Consider the following 16415-nt stretch of genomic DNA (forward strand, 5'->3'; position numbering starts at 1 on the left):
CGGACAAATGCCCAACTGCCACGGTGGTCACGGTGGTGAGGGACCTCGCGGGCCCGGTACGGTCGGCGGCATGACTGGCATCTGGGTGGCCCTGGCGGCGGCGGGCGTCGTCCTGCTGGCCTTCGTCGTGTCGGCGCTGGTCCGGCGGTCCCGGCCGGCACCGGCACCGTCCGCGCCGCGGCCGCGTCCGGCGAAGGGGCGTCCGGCACCGGCGCCGCAGGAGATCTGGTGGGCGGAGGTGCCGTTCGAGGACGGCCCGGGGGCGAAGGACCGCCCGTGCCTGGTGCTGCGGGTGCACGGCCGCACCGCCACCGTCGCGAAGATCACCAGCAAGCACCACGCCGACCGCCCGGGCGTGCTGCCGCTGCCGCCCGGTTCGGTGGGCGACCGCCAGGGCCGGACCAGCTGGCTGGAGACCGACGAGCTGCGTGAGGTGCCGCTGTCGGCGTTCCGCCGCCGGGCCGGCGCGGTGGACGGGCAGATCTGGGCCCGCGCCCAGCGTGCGGCCAAGGCCGGTTAGCACCGGGCGGGTTGGAGCCGGGCCGGGTTGGAGCCGGGCCAGGTGGGACTACGCCCAGAGCTGGCCCTGCAGCGCCTCGACGGCCGCCTCGGTGGACTCCGCCGTGTAGATGCCGGTGGACAGGTACTTCCAGCCGCCGTCGGCGACCACGAACACGATGTCCGCGCGCTCCCCGGCCGCCGCGGCCTTGCGGCCGACGCCGATCGCGGCGTGCAGGATGGCCCCGGTCGAGACGCCCGCGAAGATCCCCTCCTGCTGGAGGAGTTCGCGGGTGCGGCGGACGGCGTCCGCGGAGCCGACCGAGAACCGGGTGGTGAGCACCTCGGCGTCGTACAGCTCGGGGACGAAGCCCTCGTCGAGGTTGCGCAGCCCGTACACCAGGTCGTCGTAGCGGGGTTCGGCGGCGACGATCCGCACGCCGGGGACCTTCTCGCGCAGGAAGCGGCCGACGCCCATCAGGGTGCCGGTGGTGCCGAGGCCGGCCACGAAGTGGGTGACGGTCGGCAGGTCGGCGAGGATCTCGGGGCCGGTGGTGGCGTAGTGGGCGCCCGCGTTGTCGGGGTTGCCGTACTGGTAGAGCATGACCCAGTCCGGGTGCTCGGCGGCGATCTCCTTGGCGATCCGGACGGCGGTGTTGGAGCCGCCGGCGGCCGGGGAGGGGATGATCTCGGCGCCCCACATGCGCAGCAGCTCGCGCCGTTCCTCGCTGGTGTTCTCGGGCATCACGCAGACCATCCGGTAGCCCTTGAGCTTGGCGGCCATGGCGAGCGAGATGCCGGTGTTGCCGCTGGTGGGCTCCAAGATGGTGCAGCCGGGGGTGAGCCGGCCGGCGGCCTCGGCGCGCTCGATCATGTGCAGCGCGGGGCGGTCCTTGATGGAGCCGGTGGGGTTGCGGTCCTCCAGCTTGGCCCACAGGGTCACCAGGCCGTCGGCGTTGCCGGGGACGGCGGCGGACAGCCGCGGCAGGCGGACCAGTGGGGTGTTGCCGACGGCTTCGAGCGGGCTGTCGTAACGCAAGGGAGGCCTCCGGCGTCGGCGGTGAGGGTGGGGAAGGGCGCTCCCCCGCCCGCTCCTCGCAACGGGCGGGCGGGGGAGCGGGAGGTCAGCGGGCGCCGCCGGCCACGGCGGGCAGGATGGTGACGCTGTCGCCGTCGGCGAGGGCGGTGGAGATCCCCTCCAGGAAGCGGACGTCCTCGTCGTTCAGGTAGACGTTGACGAAGCGGCGCAGCTCGCCGCCCTCGACCAGGCGGGCGGCGATGCCGGGGTGGCGGGCGTCGAGGTCGGTGAAGAGTTCCCCGAGGTTGCTGCCGGTGCCCTCGACGGCCTTGGCGCCGTCGGTGTAGGTGCGGAGGATGGTCGGGATGCGGACCTCGATGGCCATGGGTGCGCTCCTGTGCGAGTCGTGAGGTGGGTGGGCCGCAACGGGCGCGGCAGGGCGGATGGTCCCGGGGCTCGGCGCCGTCGGCGGGCGGCGGGCCCGGGCGGGGCGGCTCAGCGCGAGCGCGCGGGCGTGCCGGGACAGATCGCGCTGGCGAGCCGGCACAGGTCGACGTGCAGGCGCGCCACGAGGCGGGTGCCCGGGGCCTGGTTGCTCACATCGACGGAACGCATGGGCTCATCGTATAGATTCCCCGCCCCGCTCCTCCATGCCTGTCTCGGGATCCGGATGTTCCCGTTTCTCAGGCTGAGACGACACGGGCCCGCCGACCGCTCGACGGCGGTCGGCGGGCCGCGCCCAGGTGGGTGCTGGTCAGGCCGGGTAGGCCTCGACGACCTGGACGTCTTCCTCTGTGATCTCGCCGTCCACGATGCGGAACGAGCGGAACTGGTACGGGTCGTCCTCCCCGTCGCCCTCGGCGGTGGAGACCAGGACGTAGTGGGCGAACGGCTCGGAGGCGTAGCTCACGTCGGTGCGCGAGGGGTAGGCCTCGGTGGCGGTGTGCGAGTGGTAGACGATCACCGGCTCCTCGTCGCGGTCGTCCATCTCGCGGTAGAGCTTGAGCAGGTCGCCCGAGTCGAACTCGTAGAAGGTGGGCGAGCGGGCCGCGTTGAGCATCGGGACGAACCGCTCGGGCCGTCCGCTGCCGGCCGGTCCGGCGACCACGCCGCAGGCCTCGTCCGGGTGGTCGGCGCGGGCGTGGGCCACGATCCGGTCGCGGAGTTCTCGGGTGATGGTCAGCATGCGGCCAGGATAGCCACGCCCCGGCGGGTGTCCGCCGGGGCGTCCGAGGCCCGGTCACCGGGCGTCCGCCACCTGGGCGCGGAGGGCCGGCGACCGGGCGTCCGCGGCCGGTTCAGCCGCCGTTGCGCGCGTGCAGGTGGTCGTGCGCGACGGCCTGGGCGGCCTGCGGATTGCGGCGCTTGAGCACCTGGTAGCCGACCACCAGCAGCACGGCCCAGCACGGGAAGACGTACAGCGAGATCCGGCTGCTCGCGTCGAAGGCGATCAGCACCACGACCAGGACGAGGAAGGCGAGCGCGGCCCAGCTGGTCCAGACGCCGCCCGGCGCCTTGAAGGTGGGCGGCGGCAGGTGGCCGGACCGCCAGGCCTTCCGGTAGCGGATCTGGCAGATCAGGATCATCGCCCAGGTCCACAGGCCGCAGACGGTGGCGACGGAGGTGATGTACTCGAACGCCTTGGCCGGGACGAGGTAGTTGAGCACCACGCCGGCGCCCATCAGCAGGCAGGAGACGGTGATCGCGAAGGCCGGGGTGCGGCGGGAGTTGAGCCCGGTGAGCCGCCCGGGGGCCTGGCCGCGCAGGGCGAGGTCGCGCAGCATGCGGCCGGTGGAGTACATCCCGGAGTTGCAGGAGGAGAGCGCGGCGGTGAGCACCACGAAGTTGATGATGCCGGCCGCCGCCGGGATGCCGATCTTGCCGAAGGCGGCGACGAACGGGCTGACGCCCGGCTGGAACTCGGTCCACGGCACGAGCGCGAGGATGACCGCCAGGGCGCCGATGTAGAACAGCGCGATGCGCCAGGGCAGCGTGTTGATGGCGCGCGGCAGGGTCTTCTCGGGGTTCTCGCTCTCGCCCGCGGTGACGCCGACGAGTTCGACGCCCAGGTAGGCGAACATGACGATCTGCAGGGTCATCACGGTGGCGCCGATGCCCTTGGGGAAGAAGCCTCCGTTCTGCCACAGATGGGTGATCGACGCGGTGTCACCGGCCTTGCTGAAGCCCAGGGTGAGGACGCCGACGCCGATCAGGATCATGCCGATGATGGCGGTGACCTTGACCATGGAGAACCAGAACTCGATCTCGCCGAACAGCTTCACCGAGATCAGGTTGGCCGCGTAGAGGATCACCAGGAAGGTCAGCGCGCTGATCCACTGCGGGATGTCGGGCGCCCAGAACCGCACGTACACGGCGGCGGCGGTGGTCTCCGCCATGCCGGTGACGACCCAGAACAGCCAGTACGTCCAGCCGGTCACGTAACCGGCGAACGGGCCCAGGAACTCCCGCGCGTACTCGGCGAAGCTGCCGGAGACCGGGCGGTAGGTGAGGAGTTCGCCGAGGGCCCGCATGATCGCGAAGATCACCACGCCGGCGACGGCGTAGGAGAGGATCAGGCTCGGGCCGGACCTGGAGATCGCGGTGCCCGCACCGAGGAAGAGGCCGGTGCCGATGGCACCGCCGATCGCGATCATCTGGATCTGGCGGCTGCCCAGCCCGCGGTGATAGCCCTCCTCGTCCGGTGTCGGGTCGACCACGTCGTCGTACAGCTGCTCGGCCATGGTGCACCGTCCTGGGTGGGTCTCGTGGGGTGCAGAAGTCGTACCACGCAGGGTCCGGATAGCGGCGTTCATCTGAGCGTTATTTGAGCATGACCTGATATGGTTTGCCCGATTTAACCGGAAATGCCCCGACCGCCCGTCCACATGCTGGACGAAACGGCCGGGGCTTGCCCGAAAGCGGGCAGGATCAGTCCGCGATCGCCTCCAGCAGCGTCTCCTGGAGCGCCCCCAGCCAGACGTACGCCATCACCAGCGGCTTGCGGTCGTCCTCGTCCGGCAACTCGTAGAGCTCCTCGTCGTCCTCGCTGACCTCCAGCTGGACGCCCAGGGTCAGCCGCAGGTCGTTGAGCGCGCCCAGCCAGCGCAGGCAGTCGGCCGGGTCCAGCTTGAGCACCCCGCCCTCGCCGCCGAGCCGGTCGAGCATCCGGACGACGTGCAGCGCGTCCTCGCGCTTGCGGGCCCGCAGATCCACCTCGGTGTAGCGGCGGAACTCGCCCGAGGCGGCGCGGCTCTCCGGGTCCTCCGGCTTGGCCGGGTCGCCGTAGGCGTCCGGGAAGAGCCGCGCGAGCATCGGATTGGCCGGCGCCTCCGTCGGGCCCTCGGCGAACAGCGCGGCCAGCGGATCGCCGCCGTCCCCGCCCGGGCCGGGCCCGATCATCTGCACCATCCCCACCTCCAGGGAGCGCAGGATGGAGACCTCCAGCTCGTCCAGCGCGATCGCCGCACTGCCGCCGCCGGCACTCTCGAACAACCCAGCCATGTCTATCGGTCAACCCGTCTTCGTCGTCTCGGGTGGGTACTGGCTCCGCGGGCCCGCGGCCAGTCGTACCCGCGGCCAGTCGCACCCGCGGTCAGTCGTGCTGCAACGTCGCCCACAGGCCGTAGCCGTGCATCGCCTGGACGTCGCGCTCCATCTCCTCACGGGAGCCGCTGGACACCACCGCCCGGCCCTTGGTGTGCACGTCCATCATCAGCTTCCGGGCCTTGTCCTTCGGGTAGCCGAAGTAGGCCTGGAAGACGTACTGGACGTAGCTCATCAGGTTGACCGGGTCGTTGTGCACGATGGTCACCCAGGGCGTGTCCGGCTCCGTCACCGGCAGTCCTTCGACCTCCGGGCGCTCGATCTCCACGGGCGCGACACTCACCGCCGGGTCCTCCTCGCTGCGCAGTCCGTCCACGCCTCTTCAGCCCCATGCTGCCATCCGAGGGATCCCCGGGCGATTCCGGCCCGGGTCCCACCACGAGAAATCGTCACTCTGACGCTAAGTGGTAGTAGCATCATCCGCATGGACGCCACTTCAGTGCGCGCGGCCGGTTCGACCGCGCTCCTCACCGACCGCTACGAGCTCACCATGCTGCAGGCCGCCCTGCGCAGCGGGGCCGCGCACCGCCGCTCCGTGTTCGAGGTGTTCACCCGCCGCCTGCCCAACGGCCGCCGCTACGGTGTCATGGCGGGCACCGGCCGAGTGCTCGACGCCGTCGAGAACTTCCGCTTCTCCCCCGCCCAGCTCGACTGGCTGGCGGGCCAGGGCGTGGTCGACGACGACACCCTGCGCTACCTCGCCGACTACCGCTTCGGCGGTGACATCCACGGCTACCCCGAGGGCGAGATCTACTTCCCCGGCTCGCCGCTGCTCACCGTCGAGGGCAGCTTCGCCGAGGCGGTGATCCTGGAGACGGTGATCCTGTCGATCCTCAACCACGACTCGGCGATCGCGGCCGCCGCCTCCCGGATGACCGCCGCCGCCGGCGGCCGCCCGGTGATCGAGATGGGCGCCCGGCGCGCCCACGAGCACGCCGCCGTCGCCGCCGCCCGGGCCGCGTACGTGGCCGGCTTCGCCGCCACCTCCGACCTGGAGGCCGGCTTCACCCACGGCATCCCCACCACCGGCACCGCCGCGCACGCCTTCACCCTGGTCCACGACAGCGAGCGGGACGCCTTCCGCGCGCAGATCGCCTCCATGGGCAAGGGCACCACGCTGCTGGTCGACACCTTCGACCTGCGCGAGGCCGTCCGCACCGCCGTCGAGGTGGCCGGCCCTGAACTGGGCGCCGTCCGGATCGACTCCGGCGACCTCACCCTGCTGGCCCACCGGGTCCGCCGCCAGTTGGACGAGCTCGGCGCCGAGAAGACCCGGATCATCGTCACCTCCGACCTCGACGAGTACGCCATCGCCGCGCTCGCCGCCGCCCCGGTGGACGGCTACGGCGTCGGCACCAGCCTGGTCACCGGCAGCGGCCACCCGACCTGCGCGATGGTCTACAAGCTGGTCGCCCGCGCCGAGGCCGAGGACGGGCCGCTGGTGCCGGTGGCCAAGCGCGCGGCCGGCGGCAAGAGCAGCATCGGCGGCCGCAAGTGGGCCGCCCGCCGGCCCGACGCCGACGGCGTCGCCGAGGCCGAGGTGGTCGGCACCGGGGCGGTCCCCGCCGCCCTGGAACCCCACCTGATGCAGGTGCCGCTGGTGCGGGCCGGCCGGGTCGTCGGCCGCGAACCGCTCACCGCCGCCCGCGAACGGCACATCCGGGCCCGGGCCGCGCTGCCGCTGTCGGCCACCCAGCTCTCCAAGGGCGACCCGGTCCTGCCGACCGAACTCCTCCTCTGACCCGGCCCCGGACGACCGACGCGACCCGGCGGACGGCCCCGGGGCCCGCCCCAGGCCTTCCGCCCCCGCGCGCCACTCCCTAAAGTCAGCCGTAGAGTTCCCCTGGAGCTCCCCGAGAACCCCCGAGCCCCGCAGCGGGCCGAGCACTCCCGAGGGCTCCCCCACTCGGGGCCGCCACCGTCGCCGCCCCCCACATCCGAGGATGCGAGCCATGCACCGGGCACTGATCGTCGTCGACGTGCAGAACGACTTCTGCGAGGGCGGCAGCCTGGCCGTCGCCGGCGGCGCCGAGGTGGCCGCCGCCATCACCGACCTGATCGCCGAGTCCTCCCCCGGTTACCAGCACATCCTCGCCACCCGCGACCACCACATCGACCCGGGCGACCACTTCTCCGACGAGCCCGACTACGTCAACAGCTGGCCGGTGCACTGTGTCGCCGGCACCGAGGGCGTGGGCTTCCACCCCAACTTCGCCCCGGCCGTCATCTCCGGCGCGGTCGAGGCGGTCTTCGACAAGGGCGCCTACTCGGCGGCGTACAGCGGCTTCGAGGGGCTGGACGAGAACAACCGCGGCCCGGTGGAGTGGCTGCGCGAGCGGCAGGTCGACGAGATCGACGTGGTCGGCCTCGCCACCGACCACTGCGTCCGGGCCACCGCCCTGGACGCCGCCCGGGCCGGCTTCACCACCCGCATCCTGCTCGACCTCACCGCCGGTGTCGCGCCGGAGACCACCGCCGCCGCGCTGGCCGAACTGCGGGCCGCCGGGGTCGAGTTGGTCGGCACCCCGGTGGTGAGGCCCTAGTGTCCTGCCGGGGCGGACTCTAGTCGACCATCAGCTCCACCACGTCCGTACCGCCCACCTGGAAGGCCTCGCGGAGTTCGGCGCCGACCGCGTCCCGGTCGGCCGCGAGCCGGGCGCCGGAGACGTACACCACCCGGATCCCCAGGTACTCCATCCGGTGCTGGCCGCCGCGCACCCAGGCGGCCTCGCCCTCGCTGACGCAGCGCAGGTCCGAGTCCACCTCCAACGCGACGCCCCGCTCCGGCCAGTAGAGGTCCGGGACGGCGATGAACGTGCCGCCGCGCATCCGCAGTTCGGGGCCGGCCAGCGGGACGGGCAGCAGGCACTCGTCCACCAGCTCGCCGACCCGGTCCAGGACGAAGTCCCGCTCGCCGGCCAGTAGTTCGTCCAGCGCGGCGCGCACCCGGGGCTCGCCGGTCAGCCCGGACTCGGTCAGCTCGGCCGCCAACTCCCGTACCGTGCACCGGCTGTCGGGCCGGGAGACGGCCTCTCGCAGCACCTCCCGCACCGGCATCGGGACGCCGGCCCCCTCCTCGGTCCACTCGCACAGCGCGTCCGCGACCGCCCGGGCGACCGGCGCGCAGGCCAGGCCGTGCACCGACCGGGCCACCAACTCCCGTCCGGTGCGCCGGATCCGCACCTCGCCGGCATCCTTCAGCCGACGCTGACGGGGCACCAGGACGTCCACCCCGGTCACCGCGGGCAGCCGGGGCACCGCGGCGAAGCCGTACAGCGCGAGCGCGGCCGCACCGGTGATCACCGCCCCCTCGCGACGGCCCTCCTCGCGGCCGTTCTGCGCCGCGTACAGCAGCGCGGCCCACAGCCGTTGCTCCGGGGTCGGCCCGTCGGACTGCAGCAGGTAGACCCGGGGCAGCAGCCGCCGCCAGGGCCCGCCGCGACGGCAGTGCTCGGTGATGACCCGGGCCGGCACACCACGGGCGCGCAACTGGCTCGCGGTGACGACGTTCTGTTGACGCTTCGCCAGCTCCTCCAGGGACGGTGGCGGCGTGGGAATCCGGTAGCTCATGCCGACACCATCCCCAACCGCCGCGACCCGCCACCGGCCGCCTGACGCACTGTTACCCAACCGTCGCGAAACCGGGATCAGCCTGCACTAAAGTCCCCATACCCTCACCCATTCGGAGTAATTGACGGTCGTCAGGTTGTCGTATCTGATCGAAAACGATCGCCCACCAGGCCGCCTGACCCAGAGTGACCAAGGGCATACGCCGAGGGACCCTCCGCGCGTCAATCCCGCCCCTGGAATTGCCTAGGCTTACGTCATGTCACGTGACGAGACCGCCGGCCTCCGCGCGGCCCAGCTCCGCCTCGGCCGTCTGCCCGGATACGTCCGCCGCCCGGACCCGGCCCGCCGCAGCGGCGAACAGGGCCATACGTACAAGAAGGGCTGGGAGGTCCGCTTCACCGCCCGCAGCGAGGCCGAGATAGCCGAGATCCGCGACCTCGTGGTCGCCGCCGGGTTCGCCCCGGCCAGACCGTTCTTCAAGGGCCACCAGCTCATCCAGCCGGTCTACGGCATGGCCGCCGTCCAGGCCTACCTGGCCGCGAGACAGGCGGCCGAGGAACACGCCGCCCGCACCGCGCTCGGCCGCCGACGACGCGCGCCCGGCGGGCACTCCGCCAGTGGGCACCCGACCGGAGGCGGGCACCGGTGCGAGCGGGAGGAGGCCGCCGCCGGGGCCGCCGCAGCGGCTTCGGCCGCAGCCGCCACCGCCGCCCAACTGGCCCGGCGGCGGGCCATCGAGGCCTTTCCCGCCCAGGTCGAGCGAGGCAACGCCGTCGACGACCGGATCTCCCCGACGGAGGCCCGCCCCACGTCCTGACGCCGGACCACCCCAGCCGCGCCTCGGCCCTCGGGCTTCGACCCTCGGGCTTCGATCCTCGGCTTCGATCCTTGGATTTCGACTCTCGGGCTTCGGTCCTCGGCTTCGGTCCTCGGGTTTCGACCCTCGGGCCGGACGGCCTCAGGCCGCCGGGGCGTGGTCGATGTGCACGGTGGCGGCCAGCAGGCGCGGGACCGCCCGGATCAGCGCCTGCTCCGCCGCCTCCGCCACCCTGTGCGCCGCCACCACGGTGAGCGCACCGTCCACCACCACGTCCGCCTCGGCGCGCAGCGAGTGCCCGATCCACCGCATCCGCAGCGCGCCCACCCCGCGCACGCCGTCCACCCCGCGCAGCGCTCCCTCGGCGGCGTCCACCAGGCCCGGGTCCACCCCGTCCATCAGCCGCCGGCCGACCTCGCGCACCGAGCCCCGCAGCACCACCAGGATCGCCGCCGTGATCAGCAGGCCGACCAGCGGATCCGCCCACGGCAGGCCCAGCCCGACCCCGGCCGCGCCGACCAGCACCGCCAGCGAGGTCAGGCCGTCGGTGCGGGCGTGCACCCCGTCCGCGACCAGCGCCGCCGAACCGATCCGGCGGCCGGTGCGGATCCGGTAGCGGGCCACCCACTCGTTGCCGAGGCAGCCGACCAGCGCGGCCGCCGCCACCGCCGCCAGGTGGTCCACCGGCCGGGGATGCAGCAGCCGGTCCACCGCCGCCAGGGCGGTGAAGACCGCCGACGCGGCGACGGCGAGCACGATCGCCACTCCCGCCAGGTCCTCCGCCCGCCCGTAGCCGTACGTGTAGCGGCGGTTGGCGGCCCGGCGGCCGAGCAGGAAGGCGATCCCCAGCGGGACGGCGGTCAGCGCGTCCGCGAGGTTGTGCACGGTGTCGCCGAGCAGGGCCACCGAGCCGGAGAGGGCCACAATGGCCCCCTGGAGCAGCGCGGTGGCGCCGAGCACCACGAGCGAGATCCAGAGGGTGCGCAGCCCCTCGGCGGAGGCCTCCATGGCGGCGTCCACCCGGTCTGCGGCATCGTGCGAGTGCGGGCGCAGGACGTGGGCGAGACGATGCCGCAGGGCGGCCGTACGGGAGCGCCCGGGCCCGTGCCGGTGGGCGTGGCCATGGTCGTGGCCGTGGTCGTGGCCGTGGCCGTGGCCGTGATCGCGGGTGTGGTCGTGATCGCGGGTGTGGTCGTGGGCGTGATCGTTCGCGTGATCGTGGTCGCGATCGTGGGTGTGGTTGTGCGGGTGGTTGTGCGCGCGCGGCTTCGCGCCGTGGGCGTGGACGTCAGCCTCCATAAGGCCTACGGTTGCACATCAACCGACTTGCGGCTATGGCCGTCCTACACCCTCTGACCAGCTGCGACGTGCTCGCAACTACGCCACCCACGCCACTGCGCCGCCCTCCCCCCGCCGATCTCCCGCCCGGCCGCCCCACCACCGCTCCACCATCGCGCTCCACCGGTCGACACCGGAACCGGCCGAGCGGCGGCGGGTTCCGGGCATTCAATCCGATTGGTCACCCAGCGCACCGAGGGCATACCGTAGAGTGAGCACAGATGATCGACCGTCAGAAACCCATCTCCCTTTCCGAGAAGCCGAGATGACCATTCGTCACGCGACGTCCGCCGAGCCACCCCCGGGGCCCGGCGAACCGGAGGACGTACCACTGGAGTTCGCCGCCTTCTGCGAACTCCACCGCCCCCGGTACCTCAGCTACGCCCGGGTGTGGCTGACCGAACACAGCGCCGCGGCCGCCGCCGTCCAACAGGCGTTCGCCGAAATCGCCGTCCAATGGCGCGAGTTACTGGGCAGCTCCAACCCCACCGCGCAGGCCTGGCAGATCCTGCGCGGCACCATCGCCGACCACACCCGGCAGGTGCCCGCGACCCCGGACCACCACCCGGCCGACGACGACCTGGCGATCCTGCACTACGTGGTCGGCCTCGCCGCCCCCGAGATCGCCGACGTCATCGGCACCGACACCGCCAGCGTGGCCGGCCGGCTCCGGCGCACCATGCTGCGCGAGGCCTCCGGCTGGTGAGCCCCTCAGACCCGCTCGCCGGTCACGTCGAACAGGTGGTGCACCGGGTCGTGGATCAGATAGCGGGCAAACGACTCCACGGTGAACCGCGCCCCGTCGCTGCGGCCCCCGGTCCGCCCCCACTGCTCGCCCGCAACCCGCCCGAAGGCCGCGGCCAAGGTCTCCGCTGCCTCCGCCAGCTCCCCGGCCACCACCGCCGGGGCCTGCTCCCCGTAGCGCTCGGCGAGCGCCGTCTCGTCCTGATCCCAGTTCGGGAACAGCGGGCCGTCCTCGTCGAGCATCAGGTTCAACCGGACGTGGAACAGCCGGAACACGTCCCGGACGTGGCACGCGTACTCCAGCCCCGACCAGACGCCCGGCGCCGGACGCCGCCGCAGCCCCGCCCCGTCCCCGGCCAGCAGGGCCAGCCAGCTCTCCGCATTGGCGCGGACCATCCCCGCGACGTCCTCCCGGACCACCGCCGGGGTGTCCAGCCCGCAGTCCGGGCACGGGCGTTCCAGCACCCAGGTCCAGTCCTTGCCGTCCGGGACGATCACGTCCGCCGGGTCCACACCGCGCTCGCCGCGCTCAGAAGTACTCATGGCCCCAGCATGGCCACCGTGCCGCCCACCCCACCAGCAGCAGGGGCGCCAACCGCCGCCAAGATGCTGCCAGTCCGGCCGGGGCGCCTCGCTCCTCACCGGTACGGAGACGACCCCGGGCCCGGCCCGCCTCCCGCAGCCGCCCGCCTGCGCCGCCGCGCCCGCACCACCGACATCACCACCAGCACCACCCCGCCGACCAGCGCCCCCCACAACGCCAGCCCCAGCACCACCCCGACCCCGAACCACCCACCGCGGTCGGCCTGCGCCTCGGGCACGACGGCCTGCTCGCCCGGCTGCTCCGTCGCCTCCCCCGGCGGAGCCCCCTGCGACTCCCTCCGCCCCACCAACGGATTCTCCCGAGGCCCGCTGTCCACGGCCGGATTCGCCTCCAACGCCTTCGCCGGCGCGAGGATCCCGTAGCCGTACTTGTCACCGGGCACCGCCGACCCGTCAGCCGGCGCGGCAGCGGACTTGATCAGCCGGTTGATCACCTGCCCGGCGGAGAGCGCCGGGTACTTGGCCCGGATGAGCGCGGCCGTGGCGGAGACGTAGGCGGTCGCGTCCGAGGTGCCGTCGCCGATCCCGTAGCTGGACGAGGACTTGGCCGTGGCCTGGTAGATCTCAACACCGGGCGCGGCGAGTGTGGTCTCGGCGCCTGGCGTCGAACGATCCCAGGCACTTCCGGTCGAATCCACCGCTGCCACCGCCACCACTCCGGGGAAGGCCGCCGGGTACTGGACACCACTCAGGCTGTCACCGCTGTTGCCGGTGGCGGCGACCAGCACGACGTCCTTGGAGACCGCGTAGTTGACGGCTTCCCGTGCCGGGGAATCGAACCGCGACGTTCCCCCGAGCGACATGTTGACGACCTTCGCCCCGTGGTCCACGGCAAACCGGATCGCCTCGGCGAGTCCGTTCTGCTGGAGGCCCGGATTCTCGCCGTCCGTCCGCACCTTCACCGGCAGGATCTTCGCCTTCGGGGCCAAGCCCATGACCCCCGCCTGTGGACCGTGTCCATGCCCCGCGATCAGGCTCGCCATCGCGGTGCCGTGGCCGTCGCCATCGACACGACCGTCCGTGTTCGCACCGGAGAAATCGCCCCCCGGAAGCACCTGCCCGGTCAGGTCCTGATGGTCCTGGTCGACGCCACTGTCGACCAGGCCGACGATCACACCCTCGCCCTGGCTGACCGCCCAGACCTTCGTCTCGGCCTCGAAGGTCTTCAAGGCCCACTGCTTGTCCCTGATCTGATCCGCAGCCGCCGTCGGTGCCGCGACCCCCCAGATCAATGCCCCGGCGGCAAGGGCCGCAGTACCACGCGCCAACCGGTGGCTCGTCAAGCCTGGTCACCCCACTCAGCATGGCGTCCCGCAGATCACCGACTTGCGGGACGCGATCAGATCACCCATCCGTTTCAGGACCGGGCTCATTCCACCACGTTCGGATTCGCCGGCTTGTCCGACGCCCACGTCTCCTCGTCCTCGACGAGGTAGTCAGGCCGCCGACCACCCTTCTCCCGATCCTTCTTGTGCCGTTGCGCACCGGTGAGCGGTATGCCGGGGGTCATGCCACCCGAGCCGCCCGCACCGGGTTCACCCCTCAGCCGGTTCCGGGCGCCCAGACCGGAACCGCCTTCCGTGAAAGCCTGCTTGCCGCGCACTCCCTCGACCGGCCGCGCGGTCTCACCGAAAGCCCCACCAGCCCGCCCCGAAAGCCCACCCACCGGCCGGGCCCCGGAAGCACCACGGCTCCCGGCTCCGAGGCCCGGGTACGGTCCACTGGATCCGACAGCTCGGCCGCCACCAGATCCGGATCCACCCGTCGGATTCACGCCATCCGGGAGCGCCCGACCACCGGAGCCGACCTTCGCCTGGCCGATACCGGGCCCAACCGGCGAAGCGACCACCGTGGAGCCTGCGGGGGTGGTGCTCCCCTGCCCGCCACTGCTCCCCAGGGGACCGCCCACAGGGCTTCCGGGCGACACAACGCCCGCTCCGGACGTCTGGGTTCCGGGAGTGGCGGGACCGACCGTCGTCCCGCCCGGGAGGGCCACCGGCGTGCCGGCCACGCCCGCGCCCTGGTTCGCCGAACCCTGCGGCCTCGGCGGGGCCTGCGCCGTGCCACCCTTGATTCCCGAATCGGTCGGTCCAGGTGTGCTCCTCGACGTGGAGCGGGCCGCCATCGTCGATCCGGAGGACTTCGGGCTCTGCGACGACGGGTTGCTCGTCACACGCCCCGATGTTCCCGCGACTCCGAGCGAGGTACCCGACATCATCGCGCTCGCCACCGCCGCCGACCCGATCGGGTCGTCCTGCGGTGGCACGTCACGCTTCTCACCCAAGTTCGCCAGCGGCTGCAGGCTCTGCGGCGGCTTCAGGGCCGGGGTGGCGATGCGGTAGTGCATGGCGAGGGTCTGCATGACGGTGGCGGCTTCGGCTTTTCGGCGGTCGGCGACGGGGATGTGGTCGTCGTCGCCGCCGAAGACGGAGGAGACGCCGTCGCCGACGGTGTCCTTGACCTTCTCCCAGGTGCTGGGTTCCTCGGGCATGTCGCGTTTGGCCTTGGCGATGGCCTCGGACATGGCGTGGAGGGTGTTGGCCGCGTCGTTGGCGTAGGAGGCGGCGTTGTTGATGCCTGCGGCGAGGTGGAGCATGCGGGTGTGGAAGGCGTCGCTGGTGGTGCCTTCCCAGGTGACGGCGGCTTCGGTGCTGGCGCGCGTGAGGGTGGTGCGGATGGCCTTGAGGGTTTCGGCGGCGCGGCGCCAGGGGTCACCGGCGGCCATGACCTCGCCGGGGTTGAGAGCCTCCGCCATCGCGCGGAGTTGGGCGTGGCTGTATCTGGTGAAGTCGGTGTAGGCCATGGGTGGTTCGCCTCCGTTCGGGCTCGGCCGGCGGTCGCCGGGAGTTGACGACGGGCGTTACCGGGCGGATGGGCCGCCGTCGCGGGTGGGCGGGGTGACGGTGTGCTCGTAGGCGGCCTTGCTGCTTGTGGAGGGGTTGGCGATGGACCAGCCGTCGTCGCCGAGTTTGAGCTTCTTCGCGGTGTGCTGGTCGTGTTCCTCGTAGTTGGTGGCGGTGAGTTCGGCGTTCTTCTGGGCGTCGTCGACGGCCTGTTGGAGTTGGTTGAGCACGTCGCGCAGGCCGTCGCGCATGGTGTTGTAGCGGTTGTGGATCTCGGTGGCCTCGGCGAAGGTGCCGAAGGAGGTCTTGGCGACGCCGCTGCGCCCGTGGGTGTCGGTGCCGTCGGCGTGGTGCTGGAATTCGGCGAGCAGGAGCCGGACCTGGGCGGCGAAGGCGCGGAGTTGTTCGACCTCGACGCGGTAGCCCTGGCCGCCTCCGCCGGTCGTGCCGGTCCCTGTTGCCACGTCGGCGCCTCCCCCGTGCGTCCGCGAGTCGCTGCCAGGGGTCGGGCCCCGGTGTCCATGTCTAACACACCGGGCCCGAATCCCGCCTGGTACATGGTCAGTTCGCAGGCGTCCCCGACCGGAGGGCGTCGGCGAGGGCGCGGCGGCAGAGGGAGTCGGCGTGCCGGGTGGTCTCGGGGAGCCGGTAGTCGCGGGCGAGGTGGAGGGTGGTGCGGACGGCGGTGTCGAGGCCGATGCGGTGGCCGATGGAGACGTAGACGGGTTTGACGCCGGGCCGGGTGCGGAGGGCGCGGCCGACTTCTTCGCCGGTGGCGGGGTCGGTGAGCGGGGTGGTGGAGCCGCGGGGGGCGTCGGGGTCGCGGTGGTCGAAGGTGAAGGGGGTCTTGGCGACGCCGAGGGTGCGCAGGCCGGTGAGGACGCCGAGGTGGCTGGCGAGGCCGAGGCGGCGGGGGTGGGCGAGGCCGTAGCCGTCGCAGACGACGGTGTCGGGGGTGCGGGTGAGGGCGGCGAGGGCGTCGAGGACGGCGGGGAGTTCGCGGAAGGCGAGCAGTCCGGGGGTGTAGGGGAAGGGGATGCGGCCGACGGCGGTGGCCTGTTCGACGACGGTCAGGGTGTCGCGGTCGAGGAGGACGGCTGCGGCGGCGACGAGGTCGTGTTCGTCGTCGTAGGCGACGTCGACGCCGGCGATGAGGCGGCCGCCGTCCGGGTCGCCGGGGTCGTCGTGGGTCTGGACGAGGGGGCGCAGGCGTTCCTGTTCGGCGAGTGCCTGGGCTTCGGTGGTGGGCCAGTCGGCGGGGATGGGCACGGGCGGTTCCCTCGGTGTGGCGGGTCGGGCGCGGTCCTGTTCACCGTATCGAGGGGGCGGACGACCCCGGGGTGAGCCTGTGCGCCCCCTGTGCCCCCGGTCCGGCGGGTTA

At 72.7% G+C, this 16415-nt stretch carries 19 protein-coding genes; 5 read left to right on the forward strand and 14 right to left on the reverse strand.

Translation table 11 applies throughout. The features are described from left to right. Positions 1-70 precede the first annotated feature (70 nt). Positions 71-520, forward strand: coding sequence for a type II toxin-antitoxin system PemK/MazF family toxin (locus P3T27_RS19115; protein WP_280680030.1), 450 nt, complete (start codon positions 71-73; stop codon positions 518-520). 48 nt (positions 521-568) lie between these two features. Here the strand turns inward: P3T27_RS19115 and P3T27_RS19120 are convergent, their stop codons facing one another. From P3T27_RS19120 to clpS, 7 genes are all read right to left on the reverse strand, one after another. Further along, positions 569-1537: a cysteine synthase gene (locus P3T27_RS19120; protein ID WP_280680032.1), complete on the reverse strand. Its 969-nt coding sequence runs from the start codon at positions 1535-1537 to the stop codon at positions 569-571. Between the two features lie 85 nt (positions 1538-1622). Further along, complete coding sequence (locus P3T27_RS19125; protein ID WP_196952340.1) at positions 1623-1901, reverse strand: MoaD/ThiS family protein; 279 nt, start codon at positions 1899-1901, stop codon at positions 1623-1625. A gap of 110 nt (positions 1902-2011) precedes the next feature. After that, positions 2012-2131 carry a putative leader peptide gene (locus tag P3T27_RS41010; RefSeq protein ID WP_347878546.1) on the reverse strand — a complete coding sequence of 40 codons (120 nt, stop codon included), beginning with the start codon at positions 2129-2131 and terminating at the stop codon, positions 2012-2014. Positions 2132-2270: 139 nt separating this feature from the next. Further along, on the reverse strand, positions 2271-2702 hold the full coding sequence (locus P3T27_RS19130; protein ID WP_280680035.1) for a M67 family metallopeptidase: 432 nt from the start codon (positions 2700-2702) through the stop codon (positions 2271-2273). A 112-nt stretch (positions 2703-2814) separates the two neighbouring features. Then, on the reverse strand, positions 2815-4257 hold the full coding sequence (locus P3T27_RS19135; protein ID WP_280680037.1) for an amino acid permease: 1443 nt from the start codon (positions 4255-4257) through the stop codon (positions 2815-2817). A gap of 187 nt (positions 4258-4444) precedes the next feature. After that, positions 4445-5017: a DUF2017 domain-containing protein gene (locus tag P3T27_RS19140; protein ID WP_280680039.1), complete on the reverse strand. Its 573-nt coding sequence runs from the start codon at positions 5015-5017 to the stop codon at positions 4445-4447. Positions 5018-5108: 91 nt separating this feature from the next. Beyond that, positions 5109-5402: an ATP-dependent Clp protease adapter ClpS gene (gene clpS / locus P3T27_RS19145; protein ID WP_280680041.1), complete on the reverse strand. Its 294-nt coding sequence runs from the start codon at positions 5400-5402 to the stop codon at positions 5109-5111. 141 nt (positions 5403-5543) lie between these two features. Here clpS and P3T27_RS19150 point away from each other — a divergent pair, with 141 nt between their 5' ends. Beyond that, on the forward strand, positions 5544-6860 hold the full coding sequence (locus tag P3T27_RS19150) for a nicotinate phosphoribosyltransferase (protein ID WP_280680043.1): 1317 nt from the start codon (positions 5544-5546) through the stop codon (positions 6858-6860). Between the two features lie 211 nt (positions 6861-7071). Continuing rightward, entirely contained in the window at positions 7072-7662 is a 591-nt protein-coding gene (locus tag P3T27_RS19155) for an isochorismatase family protein (RefSeq protein WP_280680045.1), read from the forward strand. Positions 7663-7681: 19 nt separating this feature from the next. On the opposite strand, the gene P3T27_RS19160 is transcribed toward P3T27_RS19155, so the two are convergent. Beyond that, positions 7682-8689: a hypothetical protein gene (locus P3T27_RS19160; protein ID WP_280680047.1), complete on the reverse strand. Its 1008-nt coding sequence runs from the start codon at positions 8687-8689 to the stop codon at positions 7682-7684. A gap of 256 nt (positions 8690-8945) precedes the next feature. Here P3T27_RS19160 and P3T27_RS19165 point away from each other — a divergent pair, with 256 nt between their 5' ends. Further along, positions 8946-9506: a hypothetical protein gene (locus P3T27_RS19165; protein WP_280680049.1), complete on the forward strand. Its 561-nt coding sequence runs from the start codon at positions 8946-8948 to the stop codon at positions 9504-9506. Between the two features lie 141 nt (positions 9507-9647). Here P3T27_RS19165 and P3T27_RS19170 read toward each other — a convergent pair whose 3' ends face one another. Beyond that, positions 9648-10805 carry a cation diffusion facilitator family transporter gene (locus P3T27_RS19170; protein WP_280680051.1) on the reverse strand — a complete coding sequence of 386 codons (1158 nt, stop codon included), beginning with the start codon at positions 10803-10805 and terminating at the stop codon, positions 9648-9650. Between the two features lie 304 nt (positions 10806-11109). Between P3T27_RS19170 and P3T27_RS19175 the strand changes: the two genes are divergently transcribed. Beyond that, positions 11110-11550: a hypothetical protein gene (locus tag P3T27_RS19175; RefSeq protein WP_280680053.1), complete on the forward strand. Its 441-nt coding sequence runs from the start codon at positions 11110-11112 to the stop codon at positions 11548-11550. 5 nt (positions 11551-11555) lie between these two features. Here the strand turns inward: P3T27_RS19175 and P3T27_RS19180 are convergent, their stop codons facing one another. The 5 genes from P3T27_RS19180 to P3T27_RS19200 all read right to left on the reverse strand — a co-directional run bounded on the left by P3T27_RS19180 (position 11556) and on the right by P3T27_RS19200 (position 16303). Continuing rightward, on the reverse strand, positions 11556-12131 hold the full coding sequence (locus P3T27_RS19180; RefSeq protein ID WP_280680055.1) for a DinB family protein: 576 nt from the start codon (positions 12129-12131) through the stop codon (positions 11556-11558). A 95-nt stretch (positions 12132-12226) separates the two neighbouring features. Then, positions 12227-13474, reverse strand: a complete 1248-nt coding sequence (mycP, locus tag P3T27_RS19185; protein ID WP_280680060.1) for a type VII secretion-associated serine protease mycosin — start codon at positions 13472-13474, stop codon at positions 12227-12229. An 86-nt stretch (positions 13475-13560) separates the two neighbouring features. Beyond that, positions 13561-14916, reverse strand: a complete 1356-nt coding sequence (locus P3T27_RS19190) for a hypothetical protein (protein WP_280680062.1) — start codon at positions 14914-14916, stop codon at positions 13561-13563. Positions 14917-15051: 135 nt separating this feature from the next. Further along, positions 15052-15498, reverse strand: a complete 447-nt coding sequence (locus P3T27_RS19195) for a DUF2563 family protein (RefSeq protein ID WP_280680064.1) — start codon at positions 15496-15498, stop codon at positions 15052-15054. A gap of 97 nt (positions 15499-15595) precedes the next feature. Beyond that, positions 15596-16303, reverse strand: a complete 708-nt coding sequence (locus P3T27_RS19200) for an endonuclease V (RefSeq protein ID WP_280680066.1) — start codon at positions 16301-16303, stop codon at positions 15596-15598. Positions 16304-16415: the final 112 nt, after the last annotated feature.

Source organism: Kitasatospora sp. MAA19, from assembly GCF_029894125.1.
Taxonomy (GTDB): domain Bacteria; phylum Actinomycetota; class Actinomycetes; order Streptomycetales; family Streptomycetaceae; genus Kitasatospora.